Raw genomic sequence first — 18,264 nt, forward strand, 5'->3', positions numbered from 1 at the left:
CTCTTTCCTAATTAAAAGGACAGATTTTTCATCAAAGTATGGGCGGCTTTTTATTGACTCCGGAATCCATTCCGATGCTTGCAAAATTACTGCTGGCAATTATTGTAACCGGATACATTCTTATTTTTTTTAAGAAGACCAACTCAGTAAAATGGTTTTCAAGATATTTAATCGGTTATACCCTTCTTGATATTTTAGTCTTTCTTGGAGAAGTTGCCGTATCGGATTGGGCTCTCCTGAGTCTACCATTACAATATATTGCCAGTATTGTCTTCACTTACTGTTATCTGCAATTTGCCTACCACTTCAAAGAGAATAATTTCGAAAAGGAACATCGCAGAGTTACTTTATTTGTAAACTATTTAACGGTTCCCGCAATTCTGTATACTATTTATATGATGTATGATATAGGGTTCGGCGACTACACCATGGTACAGGTCTTGCTCCCTTACCCATTGTTTTTGATATGCTGGTCCGGAGCTATTTTCTACAGAAAGTATCGGGTGTCACAAAATGAACACAGTGAAAATGAGCTGAATGCCTCGGCTTATAAAGCTTTCTTTATTATTACAATACTGGCCATTTTTATTTCAATTTTCCCTGCTATGAGAGCATTGGAGGTAATTGGACACGCTTTGTTTACCGTGACTTTTTTCATTCTGAATCTGACTGTTTTCTGCATGCTTACTGCTGCAGCGGTTAACTATTTAACAAGTCGTACTACAATGCTGATAAAGCTTGTGGGAATCTCTTTAGTATTATTTATCACCATAATTGGCTTACAAGGTTTTCTGATCATACCTGATTACGAATTCCAGACAGGGCAGGATATTTCTATTGAGAATCGACGAGAAGTTCATTCTCAGGTTCTGCCTTATGTCTGGTTTCTTTTGGGTTCATCCGGCGTTATTCTTTCTCTGTTTCCGATTTTCTTTAGCAGAACTGTATTACTTCCTTTAAGAAGGTTATTAAAAGGTGTTGATGAAGTGAATAAAGGAAATCTTAGTTATAGAATTGGAAATCAAGGGTATGATGAATTGGGAGTAATGAGTGAACACTTCGATACTATGACCTCAAACTTGCAAATAGCCAATGTAGAACTTAAAGAATACACAGAAGGGCTTGAAGAAAAAGTACGAGAAAGGACTGAAAAACTGCATCAGCAAACTGAAGAACTGGAACGTCTTCACAAAATGCGCTCAAAACTATTTCAGGATATTTCTCATGAATTAAGAACGCCTATTACACTAATTTCAGGGCCTATCCGCCAGCTGTTGAATTCCAAAAAAGAACTTGATGAGCATACTCATAAACAGCTACAACTTTCTTTTCGAAATTCAGAACGTTTAAAAAAACTGGTAGAACAAATTATAGAGTTGAACAGATTGGAATCTGAGCAACTGACTTTCCATTCTACAAAAATAAATATCTCCGGGCACCTGCAAATCCTTTGCGCTTCTTATGAAAGTTATATTGCAGAACAAGGCTTAAAACTCAATACCTCTATTCCGAAAGAAGCAGTTTATGCAGAGTTGGATGAAGATAAATTTGAAAAGATCATCAATAATCTTATTTCCAATGCTGTCAAGTTTACCTCAAAAGGTGGGATCATCAAAGTGAGTTTAGTTTCGGAATCAGAATTTTTCTCAATCCGTGTTCAGGACAACGGAATCGGAATTCCGGAAAGTGAAATACCACATATCTTCGACCGCTTCACAAGTGCATCTAAAACTAATGTTGATTATAAAGAAGGTCTTGGGGTTGGTCTTGCCATTACTAAAGAATACACTGAACTACAAAACGGATCTATCAATGTCCAAAGTTCACCAGGAAATGGAAGTACGTTCATAGTTCGGTTTCCTACAGCTGATGCTCCCATCACAGAAAAAAACGCCGAAACTTTTGAAACGATCCCTAAAGGCATAACATCAGACACTGAAAATGAAAAACCAATAACTCCTGAGCAACCGAAAACAAGCTCCGGCACCATATTATTAGTTGAAGACAATCCGGATATGGCTGATTATATCGTTTCTGTACTGGAAGAAAATCACTATAAGGTTCAGTATGCAGCTAACGGGAAAAAAGGCCTTCAAAAACTTACGAATGTCAAACCTGATCTGATCATCAGCGACATTATGATGCCGGAGATGGACGGCATGACCTTTTTGAAAAAAGTCAGAGAAATGACTGACTTTACAGATACACCCACTATTTTCCTTTCTGCACTGTCCGGGATTGATAAACAATTGGAAGGATTACGTCTTGGGGTAAATGATTATCTGGTGAAGCCTTTTAATCCTGAAGAGCTTATTTGCCGGATTCAAAATTTAATTGAGTTCAGAAAAGTTCGGGATAAATTTACAGTATCCGTTTCGCAAGATATAAACCCAGATCTGGATGACGAACTTATACAAAAACTTACTAAGCTAGTGGAATCCAAGTTAAGTAATACTCAGTTTAACATGGAAGAACTATCAGCTGAAGTTGCTATGAGCAGAAGTTCTATGTACAGAGAAATAAAAAAAATCACAGGTCTTTCTGCCGGAGCATTCGTTAAAGAAATACGTTTACAGAAAGCACGTCAAAGATTGGAAAACAATTCTGTTAAAACATTGAACGAGATAGCCGGAGCTGTCGGGTTTTCTACTCCCAGTTATTTCACTAAACTTTATAAAAAGCGGTTTGGGAAACATCCTTCTGAATATTTAGACCAGACTAATTAAAATACCTTGTTAATCAACTTCTTTTAATCAGAAAAATATAAATAACATGAAAATCACACCTGATGAGCTCAAACCCGGAGACCTTTTGCTTTGTGAATTCAGCCATCCCGGTTTTGACGGATACGCAGAAGCATTCATTTCTATTCTGAAATTCCGCAATGCTAAGTCAGAAGAAGAACAAAAGAAATTCATGACTGCCGCTTTCACTATTCTTCGGGGATTGATCATAACCTTTGATCAGGATATTTATACCCATGCTGCCTTCTGGGATGGGAAAGGAGTAGTGGAAGCTGGTGGAAATGGTGTTGGCAGAAATGCTATTGATCATTACAAAGGAACTGAAACGGATGTATATCGTTTTGTAGAAAATGGTAAACAAGTTCTTGGAACTCAGGAATACCCCGTTGAACCTTTACTTGCACTTGCCGATGAAATTGTGAATGAAAACCTTAATTATTCCTACAACACGGCTATTCTGATGATCTTTCTATGCATCACTCGTTGGGAAAGAGAAACTTGGATCAATGCTGTAATGAACTTTTTAAAGTCTCATCTCAAAGCTCTTGATCCGGACCTCATCGATTTTTTATTCAAAGCAAATCATGACAAATTTATAGAACTATTTGAATGGATGGCCGATGAGATGATCCGTAGGATTGTTGCTTTCAGAAATGATAATGGATTGGTTTGCTCAGAAACCGTAACAGCTATTTTTAATCAGGCAAAGCCTGAAGGGAAATATAAACTTGAAAAGCCTCTGAACTTAGCTACTATTCCTCATAAAAAAGAAGAAAGCATTCAACTCTCGCCTGAAGATTCTAAAAATGAATGGACTGAATTTTTTAATCTGTTGGATCGATCCGAGTTCCCATTAAAATCATCCTCACCTGAAAGTTCGGATTGGAGGAAGCATGCAGATATCATTTATACTCCTCATGATATTGCAAGGTCTGTTAATACCATGAAAGTTGGGAAGTTAAATCTTAAATAAAAACTTCGCTTTGCTAAACTGATGAAGATTTCGAGCATTCGTAGCGAAATGAATTACAGATGTGTTACATCATCCCAAATCATCTTCTTTGTTTTTGCCACGGAGCTTTTTGTAAGCATACGCCCCACCTGCCGCAGCCAGTAACCCAAGTCCGCCATCTATTGGTGCTTGGGCAGGATCACCGGGAAGGCCTGGTTGGGCAAGGACAAAAGATGTGGTAATGAGTAAAACTATAATTAAAGCGAAGATTATAAGCGTTGTTTTCATGTTGTTGGGCTTTTAGCTCTTAGCTGCCAGCTATTAGCTTTTGGGACTGACCTCAAAAGCTAATAGCTAAACGCTAAAAACTGATTACTTGATTAGAGTTAATTTCTTGATCATGACTACATTCCCTGCTCGAAGGCGATAAATATACATCCCTGAAGCAAGGTTTGAAGCATTAAAGTTTAGCGTGTAGCGTCCGGCGGTTTTGTTTTCGCCGTTCAACAATGTGGCTACTTTCCTTCCCAGAATATCAAACACTTCCAGGGTTACTTTTCCGGTTTTCGGGACTCCATAAGCAATGGTTGTACTTGGATTAAACGGGTTTGGATAGTTTTGTTCAAGCTCAAAAGTTAGTGGCAAATCGGATTCGGGTTCGTTGGTTACCGTCTGGCTTTGCTTTATCAGAAGTTTAAACCTTGAAGTTTCACCCTTCTTTTTCCTGAGTATTTGAATTGGAGAAGCAGGTTGTTTTTGTGTGGATTTTACACTCTCTTTTGAATATTCCAAGAGTTCGAAATTAAGAGTGTCAGCACCAGTTATTTCGTAAGTGCTCTCATTCTTTTCATCAACAAGAATAATATGCCAATCTTCAGGGATACTTACTGTTTTCCAATCAAGCATATGGTCTCCTGATAAATTATTACCATATATATCCAAGTTTAGCTCAAGATCACTATCTCCGAAAGGAAGTGCCTGAATATCCATTGTTGGGTCATTATCTGAGCTTGTTCCAAGAGACAGGAATTCGTTTGTTAACGGCTGTAATTTAAAAGCATCCAGATTGTCTTTACCAACCTTAGCTTGTTCATCAAAAAATATTACCGATTCGGAAAAACTACCCCCTTTTGATAATCTTAGTCGTATCTGCGGATTCGAAACCTTTTTTTCAAAAACCCCACCCGAACTTCTCACCGAATCAGATAAAGACAGAACGGGTGATTCTCCGTTAGCTTTTACCCAAACTGACTGCCATGGAGCAATTTTCCCGTCTTGTAAAGTTCCAGTAACCCCATTCCAACTTTTATAAGTACCATCTTTTTGACTCCAGACATAAAAGGTTGCATCAAGGTTCGTACGGTTCCAACCATGTTGGGCATCCCAGTCAATCGATTTTCCATAGGGGTTCCCAATTAAATTCCAGCCATCGTTCGAGGAATTACCAGTATCAGTAAATGAAAGTACTTTTGAAATTTCTCCCCGATATTGAGCATTACTATTAGTTAAGAGCTTTGGAAAACCAACATTCCCGGAAGCATTTGGTCCGTTATCATCACTAAAAACATATACGGCAAAACCTGAACCCACGAAAACACTATCTGATATATTGGTTGGTAGTTCCCAGCTTCTTGTTGCTTCATTCCAAAATAACACATTCGGAGTTCCTGATGGAGCATTTGAACCCGTAAATCCCTGAGTCCATAGCGAACCTAAAACCGAAGAAAACGTGTGTTTACCGGATGGTGCAGCCATTAAACGCCAGCCTTCATCCCCGCTTAGAACTACTTTTTTGTGTCCAAACTCTCTCAGATAAGGATAACCTATCGAATCTGATTTTGCCCAATGGTTTTCCCAATCAAATCCTGAAAAATTTGAACTATTCCACATTTGAGCTGTCGTCATTCCCGTTCCGTCAGCAGAAGTCGTTTGGCCGGTTGTCTGGGTATCCCAATAACTGTTCGTTACCGTTCCGGAATTTTTTTCTCCTATAAGACCTCCGTTGCCTGATGGAGCAGATACACTACCTGTTGCAAAACTGTTTTGAATAGTTCCGCTTATCAACCTTCCAACTAAACCTGATGCTCCATAATTAGAGCTGCTCACAGAAGCTGTGGAATAGGAATTAGAAACTAATCCATTTGAGCCGTTATAGTTTTCAGTTGCGCCAACCAATCCGCCGGTATGATTATATCCCGAAACAGAACCGGTTGAATAACTATTAAGAACTTGAGAATAATTAAAACCAACCAATGCTCCGTTATATTGATCACCCGTAATATTCACATCTTCAAGAGATATGTTTTTTAGTACAGCATTATGAGTAGCACCAAATAAACCATTAAAGTCTGAACTACCTCTATTTATAAACAGATTTTTGATTGTATAACCTTTTCCATCTAAAACTCCCTTGAATTCCGATCCACTAGAGTTAGTTCCAATCGGCTCCCAACCGCTAGCCGCATTATAAGGTTCAACGTCTAAATCAATATCTGAGGCAAGTTCATAATGACTGTTCATATTGAATCGAATAGCATGTAACTGTAAGGGAGTTTTTATCTTAAAAGGATTTGCTACGGTACCTTCCCCTTCGTAACCAATCAAATCTTCATATCCGGGAAGTTCATCGGGCTCATTAAACCTTAAATATGGATAGCTTTCTTCATAGCCGGACTTAATAGCCCAAACAGAACTAAAATTCCACCCTCCGAAAGTGCTTTGTGTTTTCATTTCCTGGGTTGTTGCTTCAGTAGCATCATAACTATCATTTTTGCCTGAGGCTTCACCGTCCCAATAGTTACCTGTTGCAGTTCCACTTCCGGTTCGGTACCCAACAAAACCTAATGTTCTGGAACCACTTCCGGTTACTTTTCCTGCTGAATAGGAATTAATAATTGTTCCGTTATTTCTTATCCCTACAAACCCGCCAATATGTGTGTTAGATTCACCATCTACAGAAGCCAGAGAGTAAGAATTGCTTATTGTTGATGATAGTAACTGTCCTACCATACCACCGGCATAACTTCCACCTCTAATTGAGCCCGTTGTGTAACTTTCTGATACTGAGCCGCCATACATAAAACCTACCAATCCTCCTGTATTTCCCGCCCCGATAATAGATACCGAATCTAACCCAACTCGATGTATTGTACCTGATGAACTTCCGAATAATCCAATATTTGAAGTTCCGGGTCTGTTAATCGTTAACCCTTTTATAGAATATCCACTTCCATTGTAATTTCCTCCAAAATCTACAATTGGCTCCCAATTATCGAAAACAGACAAATCAATATCCGCACTTTGAACGAATGCACTATCTCTATTTAATCGCACCCGGTTTAATTCTTTTGCTGATGAAATCTGATAAGGATCGCCAGTTGATCCTGACCCATTTTCATATGTTTTTTCTTCTCCAGGGTTAGACACAGGATCTACTTCACGAAGGTATGGATAACTAAGTTTTGGCCCACTCTGGAGTGTCCAGATTGAGCTGAAATTCCAACCTGAAAAAGTTGCCTGCGTCTTCATTTCTTCGGATGTCTTCCCTGTTCCAAGAGCCGAACCAGATTGTTCTGATGTCTCAATATCCCAATAAGAATCGGAAACTGATCCGGAAGAATTAATCCCGATTAGTCCTCCGATGTTTGAACCACTGCCTCTTACTTCTCCTGCTGAATAGGTTTCGTCGATCGTGCCACTTATCAATCTACCTACTAGCCCACCTGCATTAGAGCCGGCAGCCTCAACATCAACCAAGGCATACGACTCAGAAATATCTCCTGTTGAGCCGTTATAGTTTTCGAGAATTCCAACTAAACCACCTACATGATTACTTCCTTCAATATGCCCTGTTGCAAATGTGCTTTTGACGTCCGAGTAACTAATACCCACCAAAGCACCTACTATATCTTTTCCTTCGATGTCAACATCAACCAAACCTACGTTTTTCACTTCACCGTCAAATATTGCCCCGAACAAACCTACCACGTTTTCTGTTGAACGACGGATCCTTAAGTTTTCAATGATATATCCGTTTCCGTCAAAAACACCTCTGAATTCAGCACCGGAAGAATTTTCACCGATAGGATCCCATCCCTGAGGATAGTTGTATCCAAAATTTCCCACATCGATATCATTTGTGAGTTTAAAATGACTGGTTAAAAAATTTCTTACTTCATTGAGATGTGTTGCGGTAGAAATTTGATACGGATTACCGGAAGTTCCATCACCGCCCCCAAATACAGGATCTTTCTGTAAATTCGGATATCCTGAATTAACTCCGGATGATATAGACCACCTCGAAGAAAAATCCCATCCTAAATTTGAAAATGTAGATTCGGTTTTCATTTGAGATGTAGAAACTCCTACACCACCCTGACTCTGGGTTTGGCCACTTACATCTTCATCCCAAAGACTATTGTTTACTGAGTTAGTGCCCGAAGAATTAACTTCAACGTACCCAACCAAACCACCAGATTCTATGGATCCCTGAACATCTGTTGCAGCGTAACTTACAGATATGTCATTTAGTCCACCTGCGGTAACAATTTGTGCACCAACCAAGCCTCCTGATCTTACCGATGTTTCTACTGTACCTTTTGTAAAACTATTTTGTATGTAATTTGCACCCGCTTCTCCGAATTGTCCTCCTACAAGTAAACCCACATAAGTATTTCCATCTACAGTTCCGGTTACATAACTATTAGATATAGTTGATGTTCTTGAGGACGCGTGCTGTTGACCTATAAGTCCACCTGTATAAACATTTCCGGTTACATCAATATTTGTAAGCCGAACGTTGGTAATTTGAGCAGAACTGGTTTTTCCGAATAACCCGGTATAATCCGTTGATCTGTCTATAAACAAACCATCGATTGTATAATCATTTCCATCAAATCTACCTCTGAATGGTTCGGTTTGAGTTCCGATTGGTTCCCATCCACTGCCCGAGTTAAATGGTGAGACGTCCAAATCAACGTTATCTACCAATATAAAATTAGCCGACAGATAGTTCCTTACTGCTTTTAGTTGAGTAGCATTTGAAATTTGATACGGATCTTCAATAGTACCTGAACCGGGAAATACCGCTATTGGCGATTTTATCTTTACGGTTGGATATCCATTGTTTGCAGAACCGGAAATTTCCCATTCATTAGTAAAATCCCAATTGTATGCTGTATAAGTTGATTGGCTTTTCATACTGGAAGAGGTTTCCCCAATTCCTCCATCACTTGATGACCGACCACTGGTTTGTGTATCCCAAAAGCTTGTAAATGTAGAGTTCTGCCCGCTACCCAGCCGTTGCCCTACAAATCCTCCAACATTTGTATTACCACTTACTGCACCGGTTGAATAGCTGTTATAAATTCTATTCGTACTTGATGAACTACTAGCGTTCATAGCTCCGATAAAACCTCCGGCACCGTATTTACCTATAACCTGAACTCTTGCATAACTATTACGAATGGTATTGGTTCCTCCGGATGCTTGCATTCGTCCGATTAGCCCACCTCCATCAGAATAGGAACTGTTCACAACTCCGGTGGCGTAACTGTTTTCAATGATACTTTCCTTGGAAGGGCCTGCATATTGGAATCCGATTAAAGCTCCAACAAAATCTTCTCCTGTTATATCAACATTAGTCAAACCTAGATTATAAATACTTGCGTTTTCGGCATTTCCGAAAAGCCCAACGTAAGTTTCTTCCGTGTCAATAAATAAACCATCGATAATGTAACCGTCTCCATAAAAAGTACCTGTAAATGGACTGCTTTGTGTACCTATAGGATCCCAACCTGAACCCGAGTTATAAGGAGCTACATCCAGGTTAATATTCGCGGTAAGAATAAAGTGAAATGACGGATAGTTTCTTATTTCATTCAATTGTTCTGCTGTAGCAATTTGATAAGGATTAGCTTCTGTCCCTGCCCCTGCATCAAAAACTCCATAAACAGGTTCTTCAGGTGCGGGCCCTATCAAACTACTTTCGTAGATATTACCTTGACCGAATTGATCTCCGACGGTAACTTCAAAACTGATATATTTTCCGTTATCATCAAATTGATTTACTACATAAACTCTTCCTGAAACACCTGATATTGTTGTTTTCCCATTACCTTCTGCATCGTCAAATCGGTACCATTTAAACACTGTGCCTGTTTCCGAATCACCATCTGTATCGTAATAATCATATTCACCAACAAGAGAAGCTCCGGCTTGATGAATCCCATTAATATAAACATTGGTTGCAAATGGAGCAGTATTTGTGGTTAATCCGGGAACTAAACTTGGACTGGGGTCACGTAAATAAGGATATGATAAACTTCCATCCTCATCTCTTTCTTTTATATCCCAATTACTTGAAAAATTCCATCCCGAGTAACTCTCTTTTTGTAACATTTCAAGTGTAGATTTTGAAGAACCTCCTCCACTGTTAGTAGATTGTCCTGTTTTTTCTCTGTCCCAATAGGAATTTGTAATATAATTTGTAGACGGGTTGTATTCGCCCACTAATCCTCCTGCGCCATTAGGAGCTGATACAGTTCCTGCTGCATAGCTTTCTTTAATATGTCCGTCATAAAAGCGTCCTGCAAGTCCACCTGCACTATAACTTGACGCTGAAACAGTAGCTACAGAATAAGATCTCTCCAAACCAATGCTACTTGCTTCTGTTTGCTCAATTCTTCCTACTAATCCACCGGCATGATTTATTGCGTTCACGGAACCAGTACTGTAACTATTGGTTACATCGTCATAAATAGCACCGGCAATAGTTCCCACATAGTTTCTTCCTGTTACGTTGGCATTTTCAATTGCAATTCGATTCAAGATTGCTCCTTCTTCAACGATTTCAAAAAGACCGACATTATCTTCTGATGATCGGTTGATAGTCAAATTTGAAATAATCCAACCGTTTCCATCATAAGAACCTTCGAAATTTTCAATTGGATTCCAGTTACTTACCGAAGACAAATCAATATGTTCTGTTTGGATGAAATAAGCAGTCAGATAATTTCGTGCTTCATTCAGCTGATCTGCAGAACCTACATGAAATGGATCAGATGAAGTGCCTAACCCTCCATCAAATACAGGTGGTGGAAGCAACGTAGGATAAGAGCCGGAATTAATTGTCCAAACTACTCCAAAATTCCAACCTGCGTTTGTAAATGTGCTTTGATTTTTCATTTCCGAGGTTGTTTTCCCCGTACCTCCAGCACTGGAAGATTGCCCGCTGGTTTGCGTATCCCAAAAACTATTCGTTGTTGTACTTGCGTACGAGTAGCCAATTAGTCCACCTGTGTTTACACTTCCACTTACAGATCCTGTTGAATAACTTCTGTTTACAGTACTTGTAATTGAAGCATTGCTAGACATGGTCCCAACCATACCACCAACTCTTCTGTAACCGTTTATTGTTCCTGATGAATACGAATCTGATATATGTGAAATATAGAGGTTCCCGGTAATTCCTCCGGAATGATCAGAACTACTTGTAACAGATACTGCAGAGGATATGTTAGTTAATGTAGCTTCCCATGATTGCCCCGTAACTCCTCCTGATGCACCAGATGATGCAGTTACTGATCCTGAAATACTTACAAAACTAATATTTGTTCCTCCGTTAAAACCAATTAGGCCACCTACATTTGCACTTCCAGTAACGTTTATATTAGTAAGATTGAGATTTGTAATACTGCTCCCTCTATCTGTTGCTCCAATCAAACCTATATAGTCGTATCCGGATCTGCTTATATGGAGATTACTTATGGTATGACCATTTCCATCTATAGAGCCATTAAATCTATATCCGGGGTTGAACCCACCTATGGGTTCCCAACCTGATCCGGAGTTATAAGGAGACACATTTAAATCTATATCTGCAGTAAGAATAAATGAACTGCTTAAATAATTTCTGATATTGTTTAAATCTGATGCAGTGGCAATTTGATAAGGATTACCTGAGCTACCATCCCCTCCCGAGAATTGAGCATTTACTATTTGGCTAAAGCCTACCATTATCAGAAATACAAACAATTGTATCTTTAAAACTGCATTATATTTATCCATAGTTCTCATCATCAAAAGTTTAAATTTGTCCCACTGTTTTAATTGCACAAATTTCCCTTTTCGATATTGAACAGACGTGTCAAAAACCTAAACAAACGTTTCAATAATTATTTATTTAAGCCTTTTAAACCGTATAAAATGAGATTCGGTTCAAGATTGCCACCTGATGATAGTTACTGGTAAGCTTGATAGAATTTAAATCATCTTTTCTTTAGGAGAGACTCCAAATCTTTCTTTATAGATTTTGGAAAAATACGCCGATGTTTTAAATCCAACACTATTTCCTACTTCTGAAACTGACTGTAACCTTCCTTCTTCTATTATTAGTCGGGCTTGCTGTAGCCTTATTTCTTTTACAAAGCCGGCCGGTGTAAACCCTGTAGATATTTTCAAAAATCTATATAATGAACTTCTACTTTGATTAACCTCTGAGGCAAGCATTTCAACTGTTATGTCTAAGTTTTTTATATTTTCTATCACATATTGCTTTAAAACTTCTACATACCCCACAGCTGCACTCATCTCATCAGAGGTTTCTGCTTTTTCTTCTCTTGCCTGATTCCTTTCCTCAGTTAGAATTAGCAAATTTTTAATCCGAACTAACAATTCATTTTTATTGAAAGGCTTTTGTACATAGTCACTGACACCAATTCTGAACGCATGCACCCTGTTATTTTCCCCCGAAAGCGCTGTTAGCATTATCAGAGGTATGGATCTAAACTCCGGTACAGTCCGGACATATTTAGCAAATTCGAACCCATCCATTTGCGGCATCATTACATCAGATAGTATCAACTTCGGTTTTAGCAGTGCAAGCTTCTTCTTCCCATCTATTCCATTTTGTGCTAAAGTCACATTAAATCCTTCACCCTCCAGAATAGAAATAATGTAATCTTGCATATCTCTATTATCCTCGAGAACCAGAATATCTTGCTTTGTATAGCTGAGTACTTTACCTGTGGTTAACTGTTGCTCATTACTTTGTTCGTTCAATTTTACAGTTGAAACTTCAGACTCATTTACGAACTTCGATATTTGTTCATCTTCTGTATTAACCGGAATAGAAACTTTAAATAAAGTACCCGAACCAATTTTACTTTCTACATGTATTTTACCATTGTGTAAATCAACAAACTCTTTGGTAATACTTAACCCAATTCCGATACCCTCTCCACTACCAATAACTTTAGTATGATTTGTATGAAAGCGGTCAAAAATTAGATCTAAACGATTTTCTTCTATCCCGGTTCCGCTATCCTGTACCGAAAGAATAAAGTACTTATTATCTCGCTTTAAGCGAACCTTAATATGGCCACCTTCAGGTGTGAACTTTACCGCATTAGAAACAAGATTTGTAACTAATTTTTGAATTTTATCTCTATCTATTTTTGCGTTGAAATAATCACCATTGTATTCAAATGTCAGCTTTATTTTCTTTTGAAGAGTCAGACTTTCAAAGGATTCAACAATAAGCCTTAAGAACTGTGAAACCTCAAGAACTTCCTGATTCAAACTCAAAGCATGTGTATCTAATCTTGCTAGATCCAAAATCTGTTGAACTAATTCCTGAAGTCTTCTCCCATTTCTTCGCGCCATTGCATATGGCTTTTGCCATTTCTCTTCTGCCTGATCAATTTTTTCTTTTAATAGTTCTAATGGCCCAAGTGTTAGTGTTAGCGGAGTTTTTAACTCATGAGATATATTCATGAGTAAATTAGTTTTCATTTGGTCAATTTTGTTTAATTCTTCAAGTTGCTCCGCCTTCAATCTCAATTCTAATTGTCGGTTTCTGTACGAGGCAATTTGATTAGCTAACCACCAAATCATCAGTAAAATCAGTATACCATAAAAAAATATACTCACTTTACTCAGATACCAAGGGGGTGCTATCCGAAATGTTAAAGGAGTTGCTTTCTTAAGCATTCCCATTCCATCAATTCCTTCAGCTTTAATTGAATATGTACCTGATTTTAAATTTGTAAAACTGAATTCCGAATCAGATTGCCAGTCACTCCATTCATCGTCATTAACTTTAATTCGAAACCGATCATGTTGAGTATAAAAATTAGAAGTAAAACCCAGACGGAATTGGATATTAGATTCTGAGGAAGAAAAACTGATTTTTTCATTGGAATCAGATTCAGGTGAACCTTTAATCCACCGAATTAACTCTATATTTTGTTTCTGGTACCATTGTTTTAGTTCCTCAACTGTCTCAGACTGCATTAAATTTTTAGATCCTGCAATCATTAATTCATTACTTGGAGATGAAGCTACCTCATAAAAAAAGCTACCCGCATTGACAGGAATTCTTGAAAAATTTTTGTCCTTGTATTCCCAAATTTTACCTGACCATGAATCGAAGCCAAATAAATAAACACAGTCATTTATAACCTGAATTCCTTCCACTATAATATTAGAAAACACAATTTCGAATCTTTTATCTCTACTCCAAAAGCTTGGGTTATCAATCGAGGATGAAAAAGCTTCATTACTCGTTAAAACAGTATACCTATTATCAACTATTTCAAAACCTATTACCTCTGATACCCCGAATAACTCATTCAAATTTGCAACCTCTACAACCGAAAAGGAGTTCTCTTTTTGTCTGATTTCAAAAATAATACCACCAGATGTAGCTCCTATCCATTTTTTATTTTGACTAGAAAGGAGATTTACTACCACAGCGTAGCTTTCATCTTTTACTATTAGCCCCTGAACCCATTCACCATTTTCATTTCTTTGCAATCTTCCAAAGCCCCCTTCCATTCCAATAAAGAATGTATCATCCAAATCATCAACCGGAATAAAACTATTTATTCTAAAAGAAAGCTCTGAATCAGATTTTTTTTCTTCGCCATCATATTCCAACAACTGATACTCAAAAGGAAAATACAGTTGCCCTTTATGGCTATATACTCCTATAGCTGCTCCTATTCCGGGCTCGTAATAAATAGTATCCTGATCGGTTATTTTTATAGGACCACTAAACCCGCTTAATACCAAGTCATTCTCATCCCAAACAAACATCTGCCCTAAGCCAGACTGCGTGTAAGCCGATAACTCATGTGTTTGAAACGGCATTTCAGGATACAATTTTAGAATACCTGTATCATCAATTAACCACACAGTTCCATCAGAAGTTATTGTACTACCTATATAACTTTCTTTTAGTTGAAGTTCTTTTATCTTTTTTGAACTATACAGTATCTCATTACTCCCGTTCAATACATATGCATAATTCTCTGAAAGTAGTAGTTTATTTCCGTCTTTCATCTCTTCAACAGACATATAAAAACGTGAGTTATCATATTCGGGAAGAGAGACATCCCATTTCTCCCATTTTTCATTCACTCCTTTTTTTATGAAAATACCAACTAAAGTAACCGCCCAATAAGTTGAATCTTTAAATTTTTCTATTTGTAAGATCAAGCCATTTAATCCATCAATAAAACCAGGGTCTTTGTTGAATGATGTTCCATCAAATACTACATACCCAAAAGGTTCAACTTCCAGGTACATTTTATCATCCACAATATGGGTCATATTGAGCAACAGACGAGGATATTCCGAACTTATCTCTGAAACACTTTTCCCCAATACTTCAGCAAGTATCTCCCTTTCATTAATTGCCTTCACAGACTTTCCATCCCAAATATACTTGTCATGAAATGTACTCAGCACAAGTTTTTCATCAATATTGAACAATCCTATTATCTGATTCTGAATCTTGACAGAATCGCCGAGTATTTTCTTCATCGAGACAAATTCCCATACACTTCTGCTTGTTTTTTCAATTACACCGAAATCGTTGTCCATGCCAAGCCATACTTTATCTTGGTATTCTGTGTAGGTGAGAACATTTTTTCCGATCAGATTATCGACTTTATTCCACTGACCGCCATCGTAAATTCTTGTATAACCTGTTCCTGTAATCAGGAGTTGTTTATTTGAGAGCTCCATAATTCCGGAAAAAGGAGTAAACCAATCTGGTGAAAGGTATTCGTAAGGAGAAATAGTGGTCTGCTGAGAATATAACCCGGTTGTATTTCCCACAAATACAAACCCAAAAAAAATTGCCACACATATTTTAATATTCATTCGCAAATTAAACGATACTTTTCTGAAACCTTGAATATATTTTAATAATACACTTTAAAGTTGATTTTTTCTATTCCCTAATAACCTCATGTGGCTTTCCTGCAAATATTAACAGACCTGATATTTTTCTGACCTTTAGAATAGATTTAACCGAACACAAAAAACCCTTGCTCAATTTAATGAACAAGGGTTTATAAATTCTAATACTTGTTAATATCAATCAGACGCCCCCCTAGCCGTTAGACAGATTTTTCATTTCTCCATCACTCAGTGAAAATCAAACTAATCACAAAAACCTGTGATCAAAAAAGCCCCAACCAAATTAATGACTGGGGCTAGAATCTTTGAATAAGATTTATGAGGGATGATTTACATCATTCCGCCCATGCCTCCCATTCCCGGCATTCCGCCACCCATACCGCCTGGCATTCCGCCGCCATTGTCATCGTCATCAGATGGCTTGTCAGAAATTACAGCTTCAGTGGTAAGTAATAATCCGGCAACAGATGCTGCGTTTTGAAGCGCTGCTCTGGTTACTTTAGTCGGATCAATTACACCGGCTTTAATTAAGTCTTCGTACACTTCAGTACGTGCGTTGTATCCGAAAGCACCTTTTCCTTCAAGAACTTTCTGAACTACAATTGCGCCTTCAACTCCGGCATTGTTTGAGATAGTTCTCAATGGAGCTTCAAGAGCTTTACGAACGATCTGGAAACCAACAGCTTCGTCATCGTTGATGCCTTTTAGTTTATCAAGAACTTTCATAGTTCTTAAGTATGCAACTCCACCACCTGGAACAATTCCTTCTTCCACAGCAGCACGCGTTGCATGAAGTGCATCTTCAACACGATCTTTCTTTTCTTTCATTTCAACTTCAGAAGCTGCGCCGATGTACAATACTGCAACACCACCGCTTAATTTAGCTAAACGCTCCTGTAGTTTTTCGCGATCATAGTCAGAAGTTGTATTCTCTATCTGACCTTTGATCTGATTTACTCTTGCTTTGATGTCATCAGCTTTTCCGGAACCACCAACAATAGTAGTGTTGTCTTTGTCGATAGTTACGTTGCTTGCCTGACCTAAGAAATCAAGAGTAGCGTTTTCTAATTTGTATCCACGTTCTTCAGAGATCACAGTACCACCAGTTAAGATAGCGATATCTTCAAGCATTGCTTTTCTTCTGTCGCCGAAGCCCGGAGCTTTAACAGCTGCGATCTTCAATGAACCACGAAGTTTGTTAACTACTAAAGTAGCTAGTGCTTCGCCTTCAATATCTTCAGCAATGATCAATAATGGTTTTCCTGACTGAACTACTTTTTCCAAAATTGGAAGTAGGTCTTTCATCGCAGAAATTTTCTTATCGAAAATAAGGATGTATGGATCTTCAAGATCAGTTACCATTTTTTCAGAATCGGTAACGAAGTAAGGAGAAAGGTAACCACGGTCGAACTGCATACCTTCTACAGTTTCTAGTGTAGTTTCAATTCCTTTTGCTTCTTCAACAGTGATTACACCTGTGTTGTTGAATGTACCGTCGTCAGATTTTCCTACTTTCTCATAAGCATCAGCAATAAGAGATCCGATCTCGTCATCACCGTTTGCAGAAATAGTAGCGATCTGCTTCAATTTGTCGATGTCTTTGTCGATATCGATCTTTACATCTTTCAAACCTTCTACAATTGCGGCAACTGCTTTTTCGATACCGCTTTTCAAATCCATTGGATTTGCACCCGCAGTAACGTTCTTCAATCCTGCGCTGATAATTGCTTGTGCAAGTACAGTAGCAGTAGTAGTTCCATCACCGGCATTGTCATTGGTTCTAGAAGCTACTTCTTTGACCATCTGAGCTCCCATATTCTCGATCTTGTCAGAAAGCTCGATCTCTTTAGCTACAGTAACACCATCTTTTGTGATCTTTGGTGCACCAAATGACTTTTCAATTACAACATTTCTTCCGCGTGGTCCCAACGTAACTTTTACAGCATCGGCTAGTTTGTCGACACCTTTTTTTAGAGCGTCACGTGCTTCCACATCATAGTGAATTAACTTAGACATAGTATTCTTTTCTTTTAATTTTTGATTTTAATTCTTTGTATTTGGTCTGATGTACTTACGATAGGATTCCAACAATATCAGACTCACGCATAATCAGGTACTCTTCTCCGTCAAAACTTACTTCAGTACCGGCGTATTTACCGTAAAGAACTTTGTCGCCTTTCTTTACAGTCATATCAATTTTATTTCCATTTTCTACTTTTCCTGCACCTACAGCTACAACAGTACCTTGCTGTGGTTTTTCTTTAGCTGTATCCGGAATGTATAGACCAGAGCTGGTTTTTTCTTCAGCTGCGTCCGCTTGTACAAGCACGCGATCGCCTAAAGGTTTAATACTAGCCATGT

The 18,264-nt window shown here is 38.2% G+C and carries 7 protein-coding genes; 2 read left to right on the top strand and 5 right to left on the bottom strand.

Features of this window, described 5'->3' with window-relative positions; translation table 11 throughout:
• Positions 1-38: 38 nt before the first annotated feature.
• Entirely contained in the window at positions 39-2,726 is a 2,688-nt protein-coding gene (locus tag A8B79_RS14940) for a response regulator (protein ID WP_066224263.1), read from the top strand.
• 46 nt (positions 2,727-2,772) lie between these two features.
• Positions 2,773-3,717: a hypothetical protein gene (locus tag A8B79_RS14945; RefSeq protein WP_066224266.1), complete on the top strand. Its 945-nt coding sequence runs from the start codon at positions 2,773-2,775 to the stop codon at positions 3,715-3,717.
• A gap of 69 nt (positions 3,718-3,786) precedes the next feature.
• Here the strand turns inward: A8B79_RS14945 and A8B79_RS14950 are convergent, their stop codons facing one another.
• The 5 genes from A8B79_RS14950 to groES all read right to left on the bottom strand — a co-directional run bounded on the left by A8B79_RS14950 (position 3,787) and on the right by groES (position 18,262).
• A complete protein-coding gene (locus A8B79_RS14950) occupies positions 3,787-3,984 on the bottom strand; it encodes a PID-CTERM protein-sorting domain-containing protein (RefSeq protein ID WP_066224268.1) in 198 nt (65 codons plus the stop codon).
• Between the two features lie 84 nt (positions 3,985-4,068).
• Complete coding sequence (locus A8B79_RS14955) at positions 4,069-11,763, bottom strand: T9SS type A sorting domain-containing protein (protein WP_161485182.1); 7,695 nt, start codon at positions 11,761-11,763, stop codon at positions 4,069-4,071.
• Positions 11,764-11,958: 195 nt separating this feature from the next.
• The gene (locus tag A8B79_RS14960; RefSeq protein ID WP_066224274.1) at positions 11,959-15,864 is read right to left on the bottom strand and encodes an ATP-binding protein; all 3,906 of its coding nucleotides are present in this window, start codon (positions 15,862-15,864) and stop codon (positions 11,959-11,961) included.
• A 369-nt stretch (positions 15,865-16,233) separates the two neighbouring features.
• Positions 16,234-17,919 (bottom strand): chaperonin GroEL, encoded by a 1,686-nt coding sequence (gene groL, locus A8B79_RS14965; RefSeq protein WP_066224277.1) that lies wholly within the window; start codon positions 17,917-17,919, stop codon positions 16,234-16,236.
• Positions 17,920-17,974: 55 nt separating this feature from the next.
• A complete protein-coding gene (groES, locus tag A8B79_RS14970) occupies positions 17,975-18,262 on the bottom strand; it encodes a co-chaperone GroES (RefSeq protein WP_066224281.1) in 288 nt (95 codons plus the stop codon).
• Between the last annotated feature and the right edge of the window lie 2 nt (positions 18,263-18,264).

This window comes from Balneola sp. EhC07 (genome assembly GCF_001650905.1).
Taxonomy (GTDB): Bacteria; Bacteroidota; Rhodothermia; order Balneolales; family Balneolaceae; genus Balneola.